This is a genomic window from Exiguobacterium sp. s6, from assembly GCF_018618155.1.
Lineage (GTDB): Bacteria > Bacillota > Bacilli > Exiguobacteriales > Exiguobacteriaceae > Exiguobacterium > Exiguobacterium mexicanum_A.
This window is the reverse complement of the sequence record NZ_JACSLN010000001.1, coordinates 867,031-887,814: the sequence shown is the minus strand read 5'-3', so window position 1 is coordinate 887,814 and position 20,784 is coordinate 867,031. Positions and strand designations below refer to the sequence as shown.

The following is a 20,784-nucleotide window of genomic DNA, read 5'->3' as shown; positions in this document are numbered from 1 at the left end:
GTTTATTGCTGAATGTTTCGTCCAGATAACTATATGACGAAACATGACGACGTGCGTTTACAACTAAAATTCATTTGAGTGTCATCAAAGTTACGATTAGATTACAAAACCGTCATCTTTTAAAGAAAGATGACGGTTTTAATAATAATCTTTAGTTTTTGTCATATTAATTCCCATTTAAAGGAATTAATATATCTGGATTGTTACGAAAACCTGCTTTTCTTACGTCAAATGTTACAAACGAGATGGATTCATTCGGTCCATTGTCACAATCCCTTCCCTCTTCATGCGTCAAAAGCACTAAAAAAGTCCGTCTCGCAAGGTTGCGGGACGGACTTTGTAATAACTTAAACGTGTGACTCAACGAGGTTGGCGATGCGTACGGTATCGCGTGCGATGACCAACTCTTCGTTCGTTGGGATGATGATGACTTTGACTGGTGAGTGCGGGTAGTTGATGAACAACTCTTTGCCGCGTGCTCCGTTGTTGAGTGATGGATCCCAATAAACACCCATGAACTCAAGGCCACGAAGGATGCGCTCACGGATGACGTCAGAGTTTTCTCCGACACCAGCTGTGAAGATGATTGCGTCGACGCCGTTCATCTCAGCCGCATATTGACCAATGTAACCATGGATACGGTTCGAGAAGATTTTGAGCGAGACTTCGGCACGGTGGTTGCCTTCAGCCGCTGCTTGCTCGATGTCACGCAAGTCACTCGAGATACCCGAGAGACCGTAGACACCTGACTCTTTGTTCATGACGTTCAATACGTCTTCAGCCGACTTGCCTGTCTTTTGCATCAAGAACGGGATGAGGGCCGGGTCAAGTGATCCTGAACGTGTGCCCATCGTGATTCCTTCGAGCGGTGTGAAGCCCATTGTCGTGTCGATCGAACGACCACCGGCAACCGCTGCGATTGATGCACCGCTACCGAGGTGGCATGAGATCAAACGAAGGTCTTCAAGCGGACGACCGAGAAGCTCTGCCGCACGTTGCGTGACGTACTTGTGGCTCGTTCCGTGGAAACCGTACTTCCGGACGCCGTGCTCCGTGTAGTACTCGTACGGAAGGCTGTACAAGAAGTTCTCTTCCGGCATCGACTGGTGGAACGCCGTGTCGAAGACCGCGACTTGCGGTACGTTCGGCAAAATCGTTTGGAACGCACGAATCCCCGTCAAGTTTGGCGGGATGTGGAGCGGTCCGAGTTCGACGAACGATTCGATGTTCTTCATGACTTCATCGTCGATGACGACCGAATCCGCGTACAACTCTTTTCCGTGAAGGACACGGTGACCGACGCCTGCGATTTCGTCGAACGACTGAATGATATCAAGGTCGATCAATTTTTCGAGCGAGAGCTCGACCGCTTCTTTATGTGAATGAAGCGGTGTGACGATATGGAACTTTTGTCCTTCGCCATATTTAATCGTGAAGATCGCATCTTCTTTTCCGACACGCTCGACGAGCCCGACGGCGAGCATCTTCTCAGATGGCATCTCGAGAAGCTGGAACTTTAATGACGAACTACCTGCGTTGACTGCCATAATTTTTGTCATGTCATACACCTCTTACCTTTCGATTTAAACACGAGTCTTTATCTGTTCTCTTAAAAACCGATAACTGTATCATAATGAAGATACTTGATATGGCATATGTTTTTCAAGTCTTTTGCCCAATAAAAATTATGTTGTTTTAAACCAATCGTCAATCTGTTTCACAATATTGGCAACCGCACGTACGTCCGTGAACGACGGCAATTCGACGAGGAGCGCTTGTTTCGGGCGTTTGACGCCTTCCCCGAGCTTTTGTAACATCAATAGGCTCTTCGCATATCGCTCATCTTTGAACATCGTCGTCGGGAGTTGCAGAACTCCTTTGACGACGGCCTCACGGTCCATCCACTGTTTTAATTTCCCTTCGTCATCCTGTTCAAACAAATTGTTCGGGATGACGAAGATGCCATGCGCGCCCGGTTTCAGGTGGCGCATCGCTTGTTCGATCAACAAGAAGTGGGAATAGGAATGGCCTTCCTCACGTTTCAAGGCGTAGCCTGACGCCACCTCATCGTTCGGATAGTAGCCGATCGGCAAATCGACGAGCGCTAAATCGCTCGGCTCGACGAACAACGGTGCGAGCGCGTCCTGGTGGAAATACGACACCGGTTTCCCGAGTAAGTTGCTGATCGCGTAAGACAGACGAAGCATCGTCTCATCGACTTCGACGGCTTGTGCGGTGGCGTCTTTCAATTGTGTCAACACGGCATGCACGAGTGTCCCCGTCCCGCTTCCAAGTTCAAGCACGCTCGCCCCGTCTTTGACGAGCTTCGTTGCCAAGTACCCGATGAACAGGCTGACAGCGTCCGGTGTCGGTTGGTGGTTCGGCGGGAGTGTCGTCGTCTCCTCGAGCACGAGCAGACTGACGGCTTTGCGGACATCATCCGTCTTCTCCTGTTCGACATCGACTCGTTCAAATACTTCAATCAACGCCTCGAGCGGTAACAAATCAAGGTCGGTCGTCAGCTTCTTCGCCTCTTTCTTCCAATCCCGATACAATTGTTCAAATCGTTCCATCTTCGATCATCCTTTCCATACAAAACCGGCCCTCTGATGGAGAGCCGGTCGGTTCACTTCTATTAGTGTAAGCGATTCGTGGTCATTTCGCCAAGCGAATCAGTTCGCTTTATCAAACGCTTCGAGCGCCGCATCGAAATCGACCTCGTCTGTCATCTCATCCATGTACTGGACGTATTGGACCGTACCTTCTGAGTCGATGACGAACACCGAGCGTGCGAGTAGACGGAGCTCTTCCATCAACACGCCGTAAGATTTCGCGAACGATTGGTCGCGGTGGTCCGATAACATGATGACGTTATCGAGGCCCGAGGCCGCACACCAGCGACGTTGTGCGAACGGCAAGTCGTTCGACACGGTCAAGACTGTCCCTCCAAGCGTTGCCGCTTTCTCGTTGAACGCACGCGTTTGTGCATCACAGACGCCTGTATCAATCGACGGGACGACACTAATCAATTTTTTCCCTGGGTATGACGCGAGCGTCACCTCTTCAAGTGCCGTCGTGAGCGCTGTAAAGTCCGGTGCAGCATCTCCGACTTTGACCGGATTCCCTTGCAGTGTAACGGTATTGCCTTTAAATGTTGGCATCGTTTCATCCCCTTTGGTTTGATTTATACTTCTTCATCATATCGATGGTGCCGTCTCGATGACAAACTTCCTGCCTCAGACGGCCTGATTGTGATTTTCCCTATATCGAGCGTCTAAAACGCTGTATAATGAAAGAGACTCAATTGACAAAGGGGATGACATGGATGAGAAACAACGTTTATTTGTACCATCGTAACGTCAACGACTTTACTAAAGAGGTAAAGAAACTAATCGAGATCGGTGAGAAGCATGGCTTCAACGTCGTGAATCGTCCGGAAGACGCCAACATCATCGTCGCCATCGGGGGAGATGGCGCGTTCTTACAGGCCGTCCGTTATACAGGCTTCCGTCAAGACGCCATCTACGTCGGGTTCGGACGCGGATTGAATGAGTTTTATTGCGACTTCGACATACATAAGCTCGACGAAGTCGATCGTTTATTCTCAGATAACTCTGCTCGGATCGAAGCCGGGCTCGAGGTACGGAAATATCCGCTCTTATCGGCTTCAATCAATGAATCGACACCGATGCTTTGTTTGAACGAAGCCTCGATCAAGTCGAGTATCATCAAATCACTCGCCATTGAGGTATATATCGACGATCTTCACTTCGAGACGTTCCGCGGCGACGGGATGGTCGTCTCGACGCCGACCGGCTCGACGGCTTATAATAAATCACTCGACGGCGCGATCGTCGACCCGCTCATCCCATGCATGCAAGTGAGCGAAATCGCTTCGGTGAACAATAACCGTTACCGTACACTCGGTTCTTCGTTCATCGTCCATGATTCACGCAAACTGTCGCTTCGCATCGTCGAAGACGGGAACGACTATCCGATCATCGGGATGGATAACGAGGCGCTCAGCCTCAAATATACCGACCGAATCGATATCGAGCTCTCTGACCAAGTCGTCAAAACGGTCAAGTTGAAAAACAACTCGTTCTGGCACAAAGTACAACGCTCATTCTTCTAAACGACAAAAGGCTAGCCGTCCATTTTACTTAGACGGCTAGCCTTTTTATTATGCGTTGACGACGTCGGCCTCATACACCGGCGACCCTTCGACGACCGTCATGACGAGTCGGTTGTCGAGGATGTCGCGCCCGCGAAGTTCGAAGAAGTCTTCTTCCCACACCGTGAACGTGGCGTTATAACTTTGAATCAACAAGCCGTCACGTCCGTGCGTGCCTGTGGCGACGCGCGGTGCATACGTGAAGCTACGGAGCGCTTCATACATCGACAGGCGTTCCGGCGGATTGAGCGCGCCCGACTCCTCGAACGATTGACGGGTGACGGCACCATACAGGCCTTTTCGTACATCGACCGAAGAAATTGGGGCGTCACTGCCCCCGAGAATGAGCGCTCCCGTGTCGAGCATCGATTTGAAGCGGTAGGCGTTATCGACCCGGTCGTTTCCGAGCCGATCGAACAACAAGTTCATGTCGTCCGACAAGAAAATCGGCTGCGCATCAATCAATACCGGCAGCGCCTGGATCCGTTTCAACAATGCATCGTTCAAGAGCGAGGCATGGATGATTCGGTCCCGCGTCCCGCGCTTGGCCGGATACTTCTCGAGCAACGTGATGAACTGTTCGGCGGCGGCATCCCCGATGACGTGGGCTGCCACGTTCATACCGTACGACCGCGCCTTTTTGACGAGCGCCTCGAGATGGTCCGGACGATGGACCTCGATTCCGCGCTGACCCGGCTCGTCCGTATACGGTTCCGATAAGAGTGCCGTCCGTCCCCCGAACGACCCGTCGACGAACAGTTTCATCGCCCCGAAATCGAAACGTGGTCGTTTCGCGAGCGCATCGTGACGAATTAATTGATCGACGACTTGTTCATGGACAAGCAGATGGGCGTGGAACGGGAGATCTGCTAACACGTCCTCATACGCTTGAATCGTCTCGAGCGGGTCGCCATGATAGAACAGGTCTTCCGTATGGGCGCCGACAATCCCGTGGGCGAAAAGCGAGTCGATGGCCCGGTGGAGTGAGGCGACATTTTTCTCGCGATTCCCCCCCAGTTCTTTATGGAGCAAATCGAGCGCCGCATCGTATAGCACCCCGTTCAGTTTCCCTTCCGCGTCGCGTCCGAGTTTTCCGCCTTCGATGACGGTATGGTGAATCAAGCCAAGTCGTTCCAATCCTTTCGAGTTGACGACGGCGACGTGGCGACAGACCCGCTTCAAGACGACGGGCCGGTCTGGGATGACGGCATCAATCATCTCACGCGTTGGCATCTCTCCGAGCAGACGGTCATTGAACCCTTCCGCGACGAGCCAATCGTCACTTCTGTCACTGCCGTCCTTTTGTTTCATCGACTCGAGCAGAGCTTGCAAATCCGTCGTCTCGGTCGCATCGATGCGGTCGAGCGCTTCCCCGTATCCGATCAAATGGATGTGCGAGTCGGTGAACGCCGGATAAACACTCTTCCCTTCAAGGTTCACAATCTGTTTGATCCTTCCGGCGTATGTACGACGAAGGTGGCCTTCCTCACCTAGCTTCAGAATGCGACCGTGCTCGACATACATGGCGCGAGCCTGTTCATGCTCTTTATTCATCGTATAGATCTTTCCGTTTACCCATAGCGTTCCCATCACAAAATTCCTCCTCGATTCAAAAAAGATTGACGTCTACGTTAATTCCCGTTTACGTCAATCTTCATGCATCATTATTTTCGTAATAGCTCTTGTTGCTCCAAACCTTTTTCGACACGCTGACGAATCTCGCGGGCCGCGCCTTCATCGAAGCGGCCGAGGACGCGTTCACCGATTTCGACGGCCGTGCCGTACTCTCCGTGCAAAAACTTGTTCTCGGCGAGCGTCAAGGCGATATGGACCTCGTTGTCACGCCGGCGATAGCGGTTCGCATATTGCAGGAGCTGCTCGGCGTACGTGACTTGGCGTAAGAGCGCTTTGACCCGGTCGCGGAAGTTGTCCATCGTCTCTTCGACGTCGTGGCTGAGTCCAACGATATACGTCATATTGAACGGCGCCTTCTCGAACTGTTCGTCCAACGATTGAACGCCTTTTTGCAATTGGCGCATATCGCTCGTCAAATCCGTCGGGACGACCGGCATGGCGCTCTTCGTAAGGAGTCGGCGATGGGCCGACAATTCCTTCTTCCAAGACTCGAGCTTGTTACGAACCTCGAGCTCTTCTTTACGGAGCGAGTTCGTATTCTCGATGAAGCGTTCATGCATGGCACTGAACTGGTCGAGCGACCGTTTTGCTTCTTGTACTTTCGACTTGATCATGCTGAACGGGATCATTTGGGCGACGAGCGCCTGTTCGATATCGAGCACGTTCGCCGTGAGCGTCGCCCGCTCACGTTCAAGCTGTTCAAATTCTTCACCGACTCGAGCGTTGATCTCATAGTTGCTGACGAGTCGAGTCATCTCTTGATGGAGTCGCGCCATGACTTCGCTCGTTTGGCGGTCACGGTCTTTCACACTCGCGAATTCTTTCTTCACGTATTGGCGCGCGTCGACTTCGGTCCGGAACGCTTCGAACAACTGGTCGATGTCCGAACTGAGCTGTTGCATGTCCATCTCGAAATGATCGAAGTTGAGCTGTTCGATGCGGTCCATGAGCGCCGATCGGCGATCTTCCGCCTGCTCGATTTCTTCCATTAAACCGAGCGGTTCGAGCGCGTAGCCGTCCATTTGCATCTCTTTATGCCCCGAACGCAACTGGTTGAGCTGTTGTTTCAAGTCAACCTGCACCGTGCGGACGAACTGAGGGATGACACTGACGAGTTCACGAATTTTCGTCACTTTCTCAGACAAGACTTGGCCGGCGACGTACGCCTCCGATACTTGGCCTTCTTGCTTCAACGTGATCATCTCGGTCCGTTTTGCTTCCGCTGCCGCAATCTCAGATTCGACGAGTTCATACGTCGGGCCGAACGCACTGTTTTGCGCGACGAGTGTCTTCCGGAATTGGTACAGCTCTTTCTCGTCTTTTTTGACGATATCGAGGAGCGACGAATGATGCTGATTAAACTCATCCATCTCGTCGAGCATGGCGTGTACCATCGACTCGAGCTCTTCAATCAACTGTTCCGTCGCATTCAAATCCGATTTAACTTTGAGGAAGCGATATTTGTCCAAATCTTCTTCGGCATGATAGAGCGCCTCATCGATTTGCCCGGTATGTACACTGACGAGTTCGTCCCATGACTGATGCCAACGCTCGAACTTTTCTTTCGTCTCGCCCTCCATCGGCCACTGTTTGAACTTCTGCAGTTCGGCCGGGACGCTGGCGCTGAGCACGCTTTGTTTGCGCATGTCTAAATCATCAATTTTCTGGTAAAAATTCCTTCGCACGAGCATGCTTCCCAGCATCGCCCCTAATGCGATGACAATGATTCCAATTAAAATTCCGTAGATTCCGTAATCCATCTCTGTCACAACCTCCAAGCCGCTTTCGTGGACTTATGTATCTGAATGAATAAATGAAGTATTTTATGAGTATAGATAATACTAATCATATTATAGAACCAATGATTTGCATAGGTTTTCCAACGGTTTAGGGAGAGAATGTTATTTTTCACATGAATCTTTTAAGAAGACAAAATAAAAAAATGCGTGTACCATAATGCTAATCAATCTTGCTTTCATTCATTAGGAGGGAATCCCATGTTCCAAACGACTACTTATTCTGGCGACTTGGCCGCCGGTTACGACCTACTAAACAAACAACTCGCCGCGCTTCTCGAAGGCGAGACGAACCGTGTCGCGAACCTTTCGAACGCGAGCGCGTTGCTCAACCAATTCCTCGACCGGATCAACTGGGTCGGCTTCTATTTAACAGAAGGCGAAGACGCTCTCATCCTCGGACCGTTCCAAGGCCTGCCGGCTTGCGTCCATATCGCGTTCGGTAAAGGAGTCTGCGGGACAGCCGCCTCGACGCAAGAGACACAACTCATCGCAGACGTTCATCAATTCCCGGGCCATATCGCTTGTGATGCGGCTTCGAACTCGGAAATCGTCGTCCCGCTCGTCCGTGACGGTAAGACCATCGGCGTGCTCGATATCGACAGCCCTGAGTTCGATCGCTTCTCGGATGTCGACCGTCAAGGGTTGGAGCAATTCTGTCAGACATTACTTCGCTTCATCTGATTGACAAGCGAATCATTTCGTCGTATACTGATTTTTGTGCATGAAATGACGATAGCAGTCATTGACAGACGTATCCACCTTTCGGGCCTCGACTGAGTCGGAGGAGCATCTCGTAGCTTCGCTATCAAGTGAAGGTGCTTGAACCTATGAAAGGGGCGTCACCAGTCTTTGACACCGTTGTTCTTTTGTGCAAAATACATGAACAACAAGGAGGAGTCCAAACATGGCTCGTTACACAGGTCCAGCTTGGAAACTCTCGCGTCGCTTAGGCATCTCGCTTAGCGAAACGGGTAAAGAATTAGCAAAACGTCCTTACGCACCAGGTCAACACGGAAATGGTCGTCGTAAAATCTCTGAATACGGTCTTCAGCTTCAAGCGAAGCAAGCACTCCGTCACATGTACGGAATCAACGAGAAGCAATTCCGTCGCATCTTCAACGATGCTGGGAAAATGCAAGGTATCCACGGTGAGAACTTCATGTTCTTGCTCGAGTCACGCCTTGACAACCTCGTTTACCGTATGGGTCTCGCTCGCACACGTCGTGGAGCGCGCCAACTCGTCAACCACGGTCACATCCAAGTTGACGGTTCACGTGTAGACATCGCGTCTTACCGTGTAAAACCAGGTCAAGTCATCTCAGTCCGCGAGAAGTCTAAAAACTTCAAAGCGATCGCTGAAGCTCTCGAAGTAGCACCAGCTACAAAAGACTACGTAACATTCGACGCTGAGAAGCTCGAAGGTACATTCGTACGTCTTCCTGAGCGTGCTGAATTGAACGACCAAATCAAAGAGCAACTCATCGTTGAGTACTACTCACGTTAATGCTTTTATCCCCTTCCCTGCCTCGGCAGGAAAGGGGATTTTTTTTACTTTAATATTTGTTCACGAATCCGGCCCATCTGCGTATCGAGCGCGTCCGCCATCTTGGCCGCTTCGATCAACTCGAGTTTCGACGCCTCCGGGACGACGTGCTGGTATTTATAATGTAGCTTATGCTCCGTCGCCGCCCAAAAGTCCATGGCGAGCGTGCGGATCTGAATCTCAGCCGGCACCCAAATGACGCGTTCCGCCAAATAAACTTTCGTCCGGACGATGAGATGCAGGCTCCGATAACCGCTCGGCTTTGGATCTTTGATGTAGTCTTTGATTTCATCGATTTGTAAATCGTCCCGCTTCTTCAAATGATCGAGGATGGCGTAAATGTCATCGCGGAAACTCGTGACGATCCGGACTCCTGCGACGTCATAAATATTGTCCCAAAGTGCTTCCACTTCAAGTGGGAGCCCTTTTTGGTTCATCTTCTTGATAATTGACGGCAACGTCTTCATCCTCGTCTTCACATGTTCGATCGGAGAGTAACCGAGCCGCGTCTGCCAATCGAGGTCGATGATGCCGAGGTCGCTCTCAAGCTCGGTGATCGCCATCTCATAGTAGCGGAACCGCTCCCGCCATTGGTGGAACTGTTCGCCAAAAAACTCTTCAATTTCCATAGGAAAGCCTCCTTATCGTCTATACTTGCCATCGTATCAGACCGAAACCAATTTGAGATATAAAAAAACGTCCATGTCCGCAACATTTGGGACATGGACGAATGCATCAGACGTGACGGATCACGAAGTATTTTTTCTTGCCTCGGCGGATGACCGTGAACTCACCAAGTGTATCGGCACGTGTCACCGTCTTATCGAGCGCTTGTTCGCGCTCCCCGTTCAAGTAGATCGCCCCGTTTTGAACGTCTTCGCGGGCTTGACGTTTTGATGGCGCAATCTTCGCTTCGACGAGAAGATCGACGAGGTTACGTTCGCCGTCAAGTTCGAACTGAGGCATGCCTTTGAATGCAGCATCCATATCTTCTGGCTTGAGCGCCTTCAAATCACCGCTGAAGAATGCCGCCGTGATGCGGAGCGCTTGATCGAGGCCTGCTTCACCGTGCACGAGTTTCGTCATCTCTTCGGCGAGGCGACGTTGGGCGATACGTTTTTCCGGTGCAGACGCCACTTCGCTTTCAAGAGCCAAGATGTCGTCATGCGACAAGAACGTGAAGTATTTGATGAACTTGATGACGTCGGCGTCGTCGACGTTGATCCAGAACTGGTAGAACTCGTAAGGTGTCGTCTTATCGGCGTCGAGCCAGACCGCACCACCGGCCGTCTTACCGAATTTTTGTCCATCCGACTTCGTCACGAGCGGTACCGTCAAACCGAACGCCTTCTCCGAGTGACCAAAGCGACGAATCAGTTCGAGACCGGCCGTGATGTTGCCCCACTGGTCGCTGCCCCCAACTTGAAGACGGCAGTTCTCAGTTTCGTACAACTTCAAGAAGTCGAACGATTGCAAGAGCATGTACGAGAATTCCGTGTACGAGATCCCGTTCTCCAAACGCGAGTCGACCGAGTCTTTGGCGAGCATGTAACTGATTGGGAAGTGTTTGCCGATGTCGCGCAAGAAGTCGATAATCGACAACTCTTCCGTCCACTCGTAATTGTTGCGGATTGAGATTGGATTCTCTCCTTCAAGCGGCAAGAAGCGGCTCAATTGGTCTTTGATTCGATCCGAGAATTGTTTGACCGTGTCGAGCGTGTTGAGCGAACGCTCGTCCGAACGTCCTGACGGGTCACCGATCATGCCGGTCGCCCCACCGACGAGCGCGATGACATGGTGCCCCGCCTCTTGGAAACGTTTGAGTGTTAAAATCGGCAGCAAGTGCCCGATGTGGAGCGAGTCCGCCGTCGGGTCGAACCCGGTGTAAAGCGTCGTCGGTTTGTTCAGCTGTTCTTTCAATCCTGCTTCGTCCGTCATTTGGTTGACGAGACCTCGAAATTCTAAATCCTTCAATAATTCCATCTGTTCCACTCCTTCAATTGACATAAAAAACGCCCCTTCTCATATTGAGAAGGGACGGAGATTCCGCGGTACCACCCTAATTGCCACAGCTGTGGCCACTTGTAGCGAGAGATAACGGTCTCGACCCGGCCGAACGGCACGCTCCAAAAGTGTAATTCATCGGCTGACATTGGCTAGTTCACAGCACCCACTAGCTTTCTGGACAAGCGGTCAGTCGACTACTTCGCTTTCTTCATAGCATCTTTGTTTATGGACTATGCTTTACATTTTATAAGTTCCATTTCCAAATTGTCAACCGAGAATATGGAAACTTGCATCCGGTAGTCGATTCGGGGTAAGGTCAGGAAGGACTTGTGCTATAATCGTATATATTACTGTCAAAAATAGTTTTACACCATATTAAGGAGGCTGTCATGCTGCAAAAGATTCGAGACACATGGAACCAACCAAAGTCCTTGAAAGCCCGCCGTTATGCCAATGTATTTTACGATGTATCGTGGAACGTACTGCTCTTAACGATTATATCGGTCGTTCTCATTGGATTTTTAGGCGCCGGGATCGGAGCGGGTTATTTCGCTTCCCTCGTCAAGGATATGCCGGCACCCGCATATAAGACGATGACGTCGCAAATCAACACCTACTCATCGACTTCTGACATTTATTTTGGAAGCGGTGAACGGATCGGAAACTATACGACGGATGAAGTACGCGTTCCCGTCGCCGTCGAGAAAGTCTCTCCGTTCGTCGTCGATGCGTTACTCGCGACAGAGGACGTCGAATTTTACGAGCACGACGGTGTCGTGCCAAAAGCGACACTTCGCGCCATCTTACAAGAAGCGACCGGGTCGGAAGACCGGACCGGTGGCTCAACGCTCACCCAACAGCTCATCAAAAACCAGATGCTGACGAACGAAGTGTCGTTCGAACGAAAAGCGAAAGAGATTTTACTCGCCCTTCGCCTCGAGAAAGCAATGAACAAAGATGAGATCTTGAACGCGTACTTGAACGTCGTCTCATTCGGACGAAACTCGATGGGACGCAACATCTCAGGGATTGAAGCAGCCGCTCGCGGTGTCTTCAATACATCGGCTGAGAAGTTGACGTTGCCACAAGCCGCTTTCCTCGCTGGGATCCCGAAAAACCCGTTCCTGTATACACCGTATTATCAAGGCGGTGTCATTAAAGAGGACGTGTCACCGGCCATCAACCGGATGAAAACGGTACTCAACCGGATGTACGTCGCTGGGAAAATCACAAAAGAAGACTATGACGCTGCATACAACTATGACATCACAAAAGACTTCATGAAGACGCAATCGAAGCCGCGTGATCGCTATCCGTATGTTGTGCAATGGGCTGAAGAAGATGCCCTCATTATCGTTCGGGATCATATGCTTAAACAAGACGGCGTTAACTTGAACGAATTGAGCGCAGATGACCGAAAAGAGATTTTAAACACATACGGACGTCGCGCCCACAACGCACTCCGTCAAGGTGGCTACAAGATTCATTTGTCCCTCGATAAAGAAGTGCACGAATCGATGCAACAACCGGCCCGGAACGTCAATAACTTCGGACCAAATAACTCACCAAAAGTCGACCCTGAGCAAGGTCCGGAGCAAACCGCCGCCATCATGCTCGACAACAAGACCGGTCGCATCCTCGGATTCGTTGGTGGTCGTTATGTGAACGGAAAAGCTGATGACTTCAACCGAGCGCGTCAAATGGAGCGCCAAATCGGATCGACGGCAAAACCGCTTCTCGTTTATGCTAACGCGATCGAGAAAGGCCTCATTACTACCGATACGGTTATCATTGATGAAAAATATAAATATCAAAATGGATCAAACCCAAACACCGTTGAAATCAACAATGAAGATTTAACATTCCGAGGGCCGATGACGGCGCGTGATGCGTTGAAACAATCTCGAAACGTACCGGCTGTGAAAATCTACGAGGAACAGGCTGACTTTAGAAGTGACACAGAGAAACTTCTTCAAATGGGGATGAACGTCCCAGACGATACACGTGATGCGCCATCGATGGCACTCGGTGTAAGTTCAGTAAAGCTAGCAGCACTTGCATCAGGTTACGCGATGCTCGCCAACGGTGGCGAACACGTCGAACCGTATATCATTGACCGCGTCGAATATCAAGACGAGGTGATTTACGAGAAGAATCCGAAGAAGACACGCATCTATTCAGATCGTACCGCTTACTTGATTGTCGATATGCTCCGCGACGTTTACACGTCAGGAACAGCGACATACGCCAAATCACTCTTGAACGTCCCTGGCGACTGGATGGGGAAAACCGGTACGACTCAGTATATTCGTGACTCGTATTTGGTCGGCTCGACCCCAGGCATCACGCTCGCCGTCTGGACAGGATATGACAAAGAAAATGGTCTAGTCGATGGACAAGGATATGGACGATACTATCAACGGACACAAGGCATGTGGTCTAAAATTGCTAACAATGTCTACCTCGACAGCCCAGAAGTATTCAACTCGAACGCCCGCTTTGTGCAACCAGCTAGTGTAAGAGCAAGCGACTTTGGTGACTCTGGCTCATTCTCTGAGAAGAAGAAAGTCGAAGAGAAGAAGAAGAAAGAAGAGGAAGCCAAGAAGAAAGCCGAAGAAGAGGCGAAGAAGAAAGAAGAAGCTGAAGAAAAACAAGAAGCCGAAGAGAAGAAACAAGAGGCTGAAGAAAAACAAGAAGCTGACGCTGCTGCGAAAGAAAAGGCAGATGCTGAGGCTAAAGCGAAAGCTGAAGCGGAAGCGAAGAAAAAAGCTGAAGCCGATAAGAAGAAAGCTGAAGAAGAAGCCAAGAAGAAAGCCGAGGCCGAGAAAAAGGCTGAGGAAGACAAGAAGAAAGAAGACGCCGAAGCTGCAGACGGCGCCTAACTCGACAAGAAAGGTCGACACATCGCGTGTCGACCTTTTGTCGTTCAATCTTCCATTGTCGATAAGTCACCTGTCTCAAGGTTCAATTCCCAGGCTTTCAAGACGCGACGCATGATCTTCCCGCTTCGTGTTTTCGGTAGCTTGTCTTTGAATTCAATCTCACGCGGGGCCGCATGGGCCGCGAGCCCTTCTTTGACGAACTTTTGAATCTCCGTCTTCAGCTCGTCTGACGGCTCATAGCCTTTACGGAGCGCGATGAACGCCTTGATAATCTCTCCACGGACCGGATCTGGTTTCCCGATGACACCGGCCTCGGCAACTGCCGGGTGCTCGACGAGACGACTCTCGACTTCGAACGGACCGACCCGTTCGCCTGCCGTCATGATGACGTCATCGACGCGGCCTTGGAACCAGAAGTAACCATCCTCGTCCATATAGGCCGAGTCGCCTGAGACGTACCAATCACCCCAGAAATAGCTCTCATACTTGGCGTCGTTCTTCCAAATCTTCCGCATCATCGACGGCCACGGCGTCTTGAGGGCCAAGTTGCCCATCCGATGTGGTGGGAGCGGTTGACCGCGGTCGTCTAAGATGGCCGCTTCACAACCCGGGATGGCTTTCCCCATCGAACCCGGTTTGATATCCATCGTCGGATAGTTACAAATCATCATCGCACCCGTCTCTGTCATCCACCACGTATCATGAATCCGTAACCCGAACGATTCGTTCCCCCAACGAATGACTTCCGGGTTGAGCGGTTCACCGACCGAGAGGATATGGCGGAGAGATGATAGATCATATTTCTCGAACGCTTCTTCGCCGGCACCCATGAGCATCCGGAACGCCGTCGGCGCGCTGTACCAGACGGTGACCCCGAACCGTTCGATGACCGAATACCAGAACTCCGGATTGAATCGTCCCCCGACGATCACATTCGTCGCCCCGTTCAAGAACGGAGCGAAAATCCCGTAGCTCGTGCCCGTCACCCAGCCTGGGTCGGCCGTGCACCAGTAAATATCATCCGATTGCAAGTCGAGCACCCATTTTCCCGTCATCAAGTGCTGCACCATGGCGTTATGGACGTGCAGGACGCCTTTCGGCTTCCCGGTCGACCCTGACGTATAATGCAAGATCATGCCGTCCTCACGGTCGACCCATGTGATGTCGAGGTCAGTCGAAGCTTCAGCCGCCAATTTGCGATAGTCGATGATTTTCCCGGCTTCTTCTACCCCGTCGCCAACGATCAAAATCGTCTCCAAGTGCGGGAGCTGATCGACCGGGATGCGCGGCAAGAGCGCCTCGGTCGTCACGATGACTTTCGCTTCCGAGTCGAGCAGACGGTCGTGAACGGCTTGTTCCATGAACGCCTCGAACAACGGACCGACGATGGCGCCCAATTTAAGTGTGCCGAGCAAAATAAAATAAAGTTCTGGACTCCGCGGCATGAAGATGAAGACGCGGTCGCCTTTCTCCACTCCAACCGATTTCAGAACGTTTCCGGACCGATTGCTTTCTCGTTTCATATCTTCATACGTATAGCGCTCTTCTCGTTCCCCATCGAAATAGAGCAATGCCAGTTTTGTGGCAAGTTCACCTTCGGCGTGACGGTCGATCGCTTCGTACGCCATGTTGACGTTCCCCGTCAAATTCCAAGAAAATAGTGCTTCTGCTTGAGTCCACTCGAACGACTGACAAGCCTCTTCATACGACGCCAATTGATGTTCCCCTGATAACGCTTTCAATTTTTCCATCGCTAAAGATTCGCCTCCCCTGTAATGAATGGTATAACCACTTTCAGTATAGTGTTAATATTGTGACAAATCAATGAATTTCCAAAATCTCCAAAAGAGCGTGAAAGAAGGAGAATGAAAGCGCTATAATAGAAGGTGGAAAAGGTGGTGACTCCATGGAAAAACAATATCATTCAAAGGTGTGGGAAACCTCACTCGGAGCCGTAATCATCGATGGACCCATCGAAAGCGATGTACTGGCGACGTATCGCCTCGATGAGGGATTGACCGCATTTCGTGAACCAGAGGACCAACATAAGGCCCTCGTCGAAATCGCTGACTTGAAAGAAGGTCGCATTATCGTGGCCCGCGTCGACAATCTCGTCATCGGCTACGTGACGTATTTATATCCAGACCCGTATGAACGTTGGAGCGAAGGGAACGACCCTTACATTCTCGAGCTCGGCGCCATCGAAGTGAGTCCGCGCTTCCGCGGTCAACGGATCGGCAAACAGCTGCTCGAAGTGTCGATGATGGATCCACATATGGACGACTTCCTGATTTTGACGACGGAATATTATTGGCACTGGGATCTAAAAGGAAGCGGACTCTCCATTTGGGACTATCGGAAAGTGATGGAGAAGATGATGAACCACGGCGGGCTCGTCTTCTTCCCGACCGACGACCCGGAGATCGCTTCGCACCCGGCCAACTGTCTCATGGCACGGATTGGCAAGAACGTCCGGCAAGAGACGATTGACCACTTCGATTCACTCCGGCTGCGACGCCGGTTCATGTATGACTGAGGAGGGATCTGGATGCTGATTGAACAAATGATGAACCGTCATGTCGTGACGATTCAACCGACCAACACGATTGCCCATGCGGCCAAGCTCATGCGCGACCACAAAGTACGCCATCTCATCGTCACAAATCCGGCCCGTCAAGTCGTCGGAATCGTCGGCCAGTTCGAGATGAGCGGTGCGACGAGTGTGTTCCACCCCGAAAGCGAGAGCGCTGACTTTAAAAACCCCGTCTCGAGCATCATGCGTCAAGATGTGACGACGGCGCACCCGTACGATTTTTTCGAAGACGCGGCCGCCTTGTTTTATGAATATCGTTTGACGTGTCTTCCAATCATCGAACAAGGAAAGCTCGTCGGCGTGTTGACCGAGACAGATTTATTGCGTTATTTCGTCCAATTGACCGGTGCACTCGAGCCAAGTTCACAAATTGAAATCTTAGTCGAGAATACGACCGGCACGCTTGAGAAAGTGACACGGCTCCTCGCCAAGACGAACGTGAATATCATCAACGTGTTCGTCCACCCGACGGCCGACCCATATAAACGGATCATCTCGTTCCGCGTGCAGACGATGAATCCGCTCCGCATCATCGAACGGTTGAAGCGTGAGGGCTTCGACGTGCTCGGTCCGGAGATGTCCCCATGAGACCGGCCTACATATTCGGCGAGAACGAGAACTCGTACCGCTTTCACGAAGATCATCCGTTCAATCCGATTCGCCTGGAGCTGACGACGTCTCTCCTGATCGCCTCAGGTAAGCTTCAGGCCTCCGAGTGTATCGCTCCTCCCCTCGCCTCAGTCGAGTCGCTGGCGCTCGTGCACGACCTCGATTATATCGAGGCGGTCCAAGCGGCTGCCGCAGGTGAGCTGTCGACGTTGAAAGCGAACAAATTTGGGCTCGGTACTGAAGACACTCCGATTTTCCCAACCATCCATGAAGGGGCGGCCCGGCTGGTAGGTGGGACGATGCACGCCCTTGACTTGGTCGCGAGCGGAAAAGTCGAGCGTGCGTTTCACGTCGGGGGCGGTCTGCATCACGGGATGAGACGAAAAGCGTCAGGTTTTTGTGTCTATAACGATGCGGCCGTCGCCATCGCTCACGTCCGTCAGACGTACGGGTCGCGTGTCTTGTACGTCGATACCGATGCCCATCACGGTGACGGCGTCCAATGGCTGTTTTATGACGATGCGGATGTGATGACCTTATCCATCCATGAGACCGGCCGCTACTTGTTTCCTGGGACAGGATCGGTCACGGAGCGTGGTAACGGGAACGGCTATGGATACAGTTGGAACGTCCCGGTCGATGCGTTCACCCAAGATGATTCCTTCCTGCGCTGTTACGAGACCGTGTTCCGGGAAGCGTGCGAGTGGTTCAAACCCGATATCATCCTGACACAGAACGGCGCCGACGCCCATGCGTTCGACCCGCTGACACACCTCGCCTCGACGATTCGGACGTTCGAACAGATCCCACAAATCGCCTCTCGACTCGCCGATGAGTACACGGAAGGTCGCCTCGTCGCCCTTGGTGGCGGCGGGTATGACTGGTATCGGACGGTGCCGCGCGCCTGGTCCCAAGTATGGGCCGGCCTGACGCGTGAGGCACCGTATCGTGGTGACATCCCGGTCGAATGGATTGAACAATGGCAGGCCAAAGCCGATCAAACGTTGCCGACGCGGTGGGATGACCACGCGTACACGTTCCAACACATTCCACGAAAGCAACAAATCGAGGAGAAGAATTGGGAAGTGTCGAAACGCGCCTTTTGGCCGTTCATCTCGAACGATCGCAAATCATTATATGTCTAAAAAAATCCCCTCGCCTGCGGAGTGACTCCGACAGGCAAGGGGATTTTTTTCAGTCTTGACGTACCGAATCACGACGTTCGATGCGGTGCGGCAAAACGACGTTTTTCTCTTCGATTTCTTCGGCGTTCAAGATTTTCGTCAAGAGACGCATGGCAACGGCACCGATGTCATACATCGGTTGGACAACCGTCGTCAATTTCGGACGAATCATCGTCGCGAGACGCGTGTTATCATGGCCGACGACTTCAAAATCGTTCGGGACCGAGAAACCGGCGTCTTGAATCGCGTGAATGACACCGAGTGCCATCTCATCCGTGCCGGCGAAAATCGCTTTCGGGCAATCGTCACGTTCGAGCATCTTCTGCATCGCCTCAAGGCCTGATGCGTACGTGTAATTCCCGAGGACGACGTCACTCTCACGGAACGGGAGTCCGGCGTCGTCAAGGGCACGGCGGTAACCAGAGAATTTCTTCTCGCCATTGATTTGTTGCTCGAGTGGTCCTGTGATGAAGCCAACTTGTTTGTGGCCGTGGCCGATCAACATTTCGGTCGCATCGTACGCTGCCTGCTCGTAATCGATGTTGACCGCCGGAAGGTCATATCCTTGGTTGAGCGTCGCCGCAAGGACGATCGGCACCGGCGACTTCTTGAACTCGTTGACGAGATCTTCGTGCAGACGTCCACCCATGAAGATGATGCCGTCGACTTGTTTGCCGAGCAACGTGTTCAACAAATGGATTTCTTTGTCACGGTTCGAGTCCGAGTTCCCGAGAATGATGTTGTACTTGTACATCGTCGCCACGTCTTCAATCCCACGCGCGAGGTCTGCGAAAAAGATGTTCGAGATATCAGGGACGATGACGCCGACCGTCGTCGTCTTCTTGCTGGCGAGTCCGCGGGCAACGGCGTTCGGACGATAACCAAGACGGTCGATGGCGTCCTGGACTTTCTTACGGGTCGTCGGTTTGACGTTCGGGTTTCCGTTGACGACGCGTGAGACGGTTGCCATCGACACCCCGGCTTCTCGTGCGACATCATAGATGGTTACATTATTACTATTCATTATAACTCCTCCTACAAGCAATGATTTTCAAACGATTTTCAAAAAACGTGTCAAAAAAGGAAGACAGGTATCTGTCATCATTTTACCCTGTCTTCACGCTATATAAAACGTTTCCAATTGGAAAGCTTACTTTTTCACCAAATCAAGTTGAGGGAACTGGGCCGTAAGCCCGTCCACGAATTGATCGAATTGGTCGAAATCGAGTTGTTGCTGGGCATCCGACAAGGCAATCGCCGGATTCGGGTGCACTTCGACCATGACGCCATCGGCTCCGACCGCAAGCGCCGCCTTGGCCGCCGGCAGTAACAAATCACGTCGTCCCGTCGAATGGGTGACATCGACCATGACCGGTAAATGCGTCTCTTGCTTCAAAATCGGTACCGCCGTAATATCGAGCGTGTTGCGTGTCGCCCGCTCATACGTCCGAATCCCGCGTTCGCACAAGATGACTTGGCTATTTCCGCTCGCCATGATGTACTCCGCCGCATAGATGAACTCCTCGATCGTCGCCGCGAGACCGCGTTTCAACAAGACCGGTTTTGAGGTCTTCCCGACTTCTTTCAACAAATCGAAGTTTTGCATGTTACGCGCGCCGACTTGGATGATGTCCACATAAGGGAGGGCCGACTCGACCGCACCTGGTGTCATGATCTCCGAGATGACCCGCAAGTCGTGGCGATCCGCTGCTTGTTTCAACAGCTGCAATCCATCAAACCCAAGTCCTTGGAAATCATATGGGGAGGTTCGAGGCTTATACGCCCCGCCGCGCAAGATTTTGACACCAGACAACGCTAACTTTTCAGCGACGGCATTCACTTGTTCAAATGATTCGACCGCACACGGTCCCGCAATCAATTGCGGACGTCCGTTCCCAATCGTGACATCATCGAGCGTGACAATCGTATCTTCGGCTTGACGCTTACGCGAGACGAGCAACGTCTTATCACGGTCTTCTCCTTGAAGCTCGGCCGAGGCTTTGAACATCTCTTTGAACAAGTGCTGCAAGCGAGCCGTCTCGAAAGGACCAGGATTCGATGCCGCAATAAAGTCTAACATTTCTCGTTCCCGGACCGGGTCGTACCGTTCGACGCCTTGCAGACGTTTCACTTTACCAATCTCGACAGCGAGCGTGCCGCGGCGGCTGAGCAAGTCGAGCATCTCACGATTCAACTCATCCATCTCGCGACGTAAACGATTCAATTGATCTTGTGGACTCATAAATACCCTCTCATTTCTAAGCCGTTCTTTCCAGAAACCTAATTATATCGAACTTTAACCGCTTTGTCATAGGGAAATGGGCTAGCGACACAAAATCAACAAAAAAAAAGCGTCCG

17 protein-coding genes and 1 other annotated feature are annotated in these 20,784 nt (G+C 51.7%); of the genes, 7 read left to right on the top strand and 10 right to left on the bottom strand.

Translation table 11 applies throughout. The features are described 5' to 3' along the window. Nucleotides 1-347: 347 nt before the first annotated feature. The 3 genes from KNP75_RS04575 to tpx all read right to left on the bottom strand — a co-directional run bounded on the left by KNP75_RS04575 (nt 348) and on the right by tpx (nt 3,161). On the bottom strand, nt 348-1,559 hold the full coding sequence (locus KNP75_RS04575; protein ID WP_021065605.1) for an acetate kinase: 1,212 nt from the start codon (nt 1,557-1,559) through the stop codon (nt 348-350). Nucleotides 1,560-1,685: 126 nt separating this feature from the next. Beyond that, nucleotides 1,686-2,573 (bottom strand): class I SAM-dependent methyltransferase, encoded by an 888-nt coding sequence (locus tag KNP75_RS04570; protein WP_034778248.1) that lies wholly within the window; start codon nt 2,571-2,573, stop codon nt 1,686-1,688. Nucleotides 2,574-2,672: 99 nt separating this feature from the next. Then, on the bottom strand, nt 2,673-3,161 hold the full coding sequence (gene tpx, locus KNP75_RS04565; protein WP_131471299.1) for a thiol peroxidase: 489 nt from the start codon (nt 3,159-3,161) through the stop codon (nt 2,673-2,675). A gap of 155 nt (nt 3,162-3,316) precedes the next feature. Between tpx and KNP75_RS04560 the strand changes: the two genes are divergently transcribed. Then, nucleotides 3,317-4,135, top strand: coding sequence for an NAD kinase (locus tag KNP75_RS04560; protein ID WP_034778250.1), 819 nt, complete (start codon nt 3,317-3,319; stop codon nt 4,133-4,135). Nucleotides 4,136-4,183: 48 nt separating this feature from the next. Here KNP75_RS04560 and KNP75_RS04555 read toward each other — a convergent pair whose 3' ends face one another. Together KNP75_RS04555 and ezrA are read right to left on the bottom strand one after the other, a co-directional pair. Beyond that, a complete protein-coding gene (locus KNP75_RS04555; RefSeq protein WP_215189948.1) occupies nt 4,184-5,764 on the bottom strand; it encodes an amidohydrolase in 1,581 nt (526 codons plus the stop codon). 74 nt (nt 5,765-5,838) lie between these two features. Beyond that, on the bottom strand, nt 5,839-7,569 hold the full coding sequence (gene ezrA, locus KNP75_RS04550; protein ID WP_214823157.1) for a septation ring formation regulator EzrA: 1,731 nt from the start codon (nt 7,567-7,569) through the stop codon (nt 5,839-5,841). A 237-nt stretch (nt 7,570-7,806) separates the two neighbouring features. Between ezrA and KNP75_RS04545 the strand changes: the two genes are divergently transcribed. Then, nucleotides 7,807-8,289, top strand: coding sequence for a GAF domain-containing protein (locus KNP75_RS04545; protein WP_138859180.1), 483 nt, complete (start codon nt 7,807-7,809; stop codon nt 8,287-8,289). A 223-nt stretch (nt 8,290-8,512) separates the two neighbouring features. After that, a complete protein-coding gene (rpsD, locus tag KNP75_RS04540) occupies nt 8,513-9,112 on the top strand; it encodes a 30S ribosomal protein S4 (protein WP_029595169.1) in 600 nt (199 codons plus the stop codon). Nucleotides 9,113-9,156: 44 nt separating this feature from the next. On the opposite strand, the gene KNP75_RS04535 is transcribed toward rpsD, so the two are convergent. Together KNP75_RS04535 and tyrS are read right to left on the bottom strand one after the other, a co-directional pair. Then, nucleotides 9,157-9,780, bottom strand: a complete 624-nt coding sequence (locus KNP75_RS04535) for a GTP pyrophosphokinase (RefSeq protein WP_034778254.1) — start codon at nt 9,778-9,780, stop codon at nt 9,157-9,159. Nucleotides 9,781-9,886: 106 nt separating this feature from the next. Next, entirely contained in the window at nt 9,887-11,134 is a 1,248-nt protein-coding gene (gene tyrS / locus KNP75_RS04530) for a tyrosine--tRNA ligase (RefSeq protein WP_215189947.1), read from the bottom strand. A gap of 47 nt (nt 11,135-11,181) precedes the next feature. Further along, nucleotides 11,182-11,379, bottom strand: a binding site (T-box leader). 168 nt (nt 11,380-11,547) lie between these two features. Here tyrS and KNP75_RS04525 point away from each other — a divergent pair. Beyond that, nucleotides 11,548-14,040 carry a transglycosylase domain-containing protein gene (locus tag KNP75_RS04525; protein ID WP_215189946.1) on the top strand — a complete coding sequence of 831 codons (2,493 nt, stop codon included), beginning with the start codon at nt 11,548-11,550 and terminating at the stop codon, nt 14,038-14,040. 44 nt (nt 14,041-14,084) lie between these two features. Here the strand turns inward: KNP75_RS04525 and acsA are convergent, their stop codons facing one another. After that, nucleotides 14,085-15,791, bottom strand: coding sequence for an acetate--CoA ligase (gene acsA / locus KNP75_RS04520; protein WP_214823160.1), 1,707 nt, complete (start codon nt 15,789-15,791; stop codon nt 14,085-14,087). 155 nt (nt 15,792-15,946) lie between these two features. Between acsA and KNP75_RS04515 the strand changes: the two genes are divergently transcribed. The 3 genes from KNP75_RS04515 to KNP75_RS04505 are packed head-to-tail and all read left to right on the top strand — an operon-like array spanning nt 15,947 to nt 18,387. Next, complete coding sequence (locus KNP75_RS04515) at nt 15,947-16,576, top strand: GNAT family N-acetyltransferase (protein ID WP_034778259.1); 630 nt, start codon at nt 15,947-15,949, stop codon at nt 16,574-16,576. A 12-nt stretch (nt 16,577-16,588) separates the two neighbouring features. Further along, entirely contained in the window at nt 16,589-17,221 is a 633-nt protein-coding gene (locus KNP75_RS04510) for an acetoin utilization AcuB family protein (protein WP_214753029.1), read from the top strand. Continuing rightward, nucleotides 17,218-18,387 (top strand): acetoin utilization protein AcuC, encoded by a 1,170-nt coding sequence (locus KNP75_RS04505; protein ID WP_214706433.1) that lies wholly within the window; start codon nt 17,218-17,220, stop codon nt 18,385-18,387. Before KNP75_RS04510 ends, KNP75_RS04505 begins: the two co-directional genes overlap by 4 nt. A gap of 49 nt (nt 18,388-18,436) precedes the next feature. Here KNP75_RS04505 and ccpA read toward each other — a convergent pair whose 3' ends face one another. Both ccpA and KNP75_RS04495 read right to left on the bottom strand, forming a co-directional pair. Then, complete coding sequence (ccpA, locus tag KNP75_RS04500; RefSeq protein WP_034778263.1) at nt 18,437-19,450, bottom strand: catabolite control protein A; 1,014 nt, start codon at nt 19,448-19,450, stop codon at nt 18,437-18,439. 126 nt (nt 19,451-19,576) lie between these two features. Next, the gene (locus KNP75_RS04495; protein ID WP_034778264.1) at nt 19,577-20,668 is read right to left on the bottom strand and encodes a bifunctional 3-deoxy-7-phosphoheptulonate synthase/chorismate mutase; all 1,092 of its coding nucleotides are present in this window, start codon (nt 20,666-20,668) and stop codon (nt 19,577-19,579) included. Between the last annotated feature and the right edge of the window lie 116 nt (nt 20,669-20,784).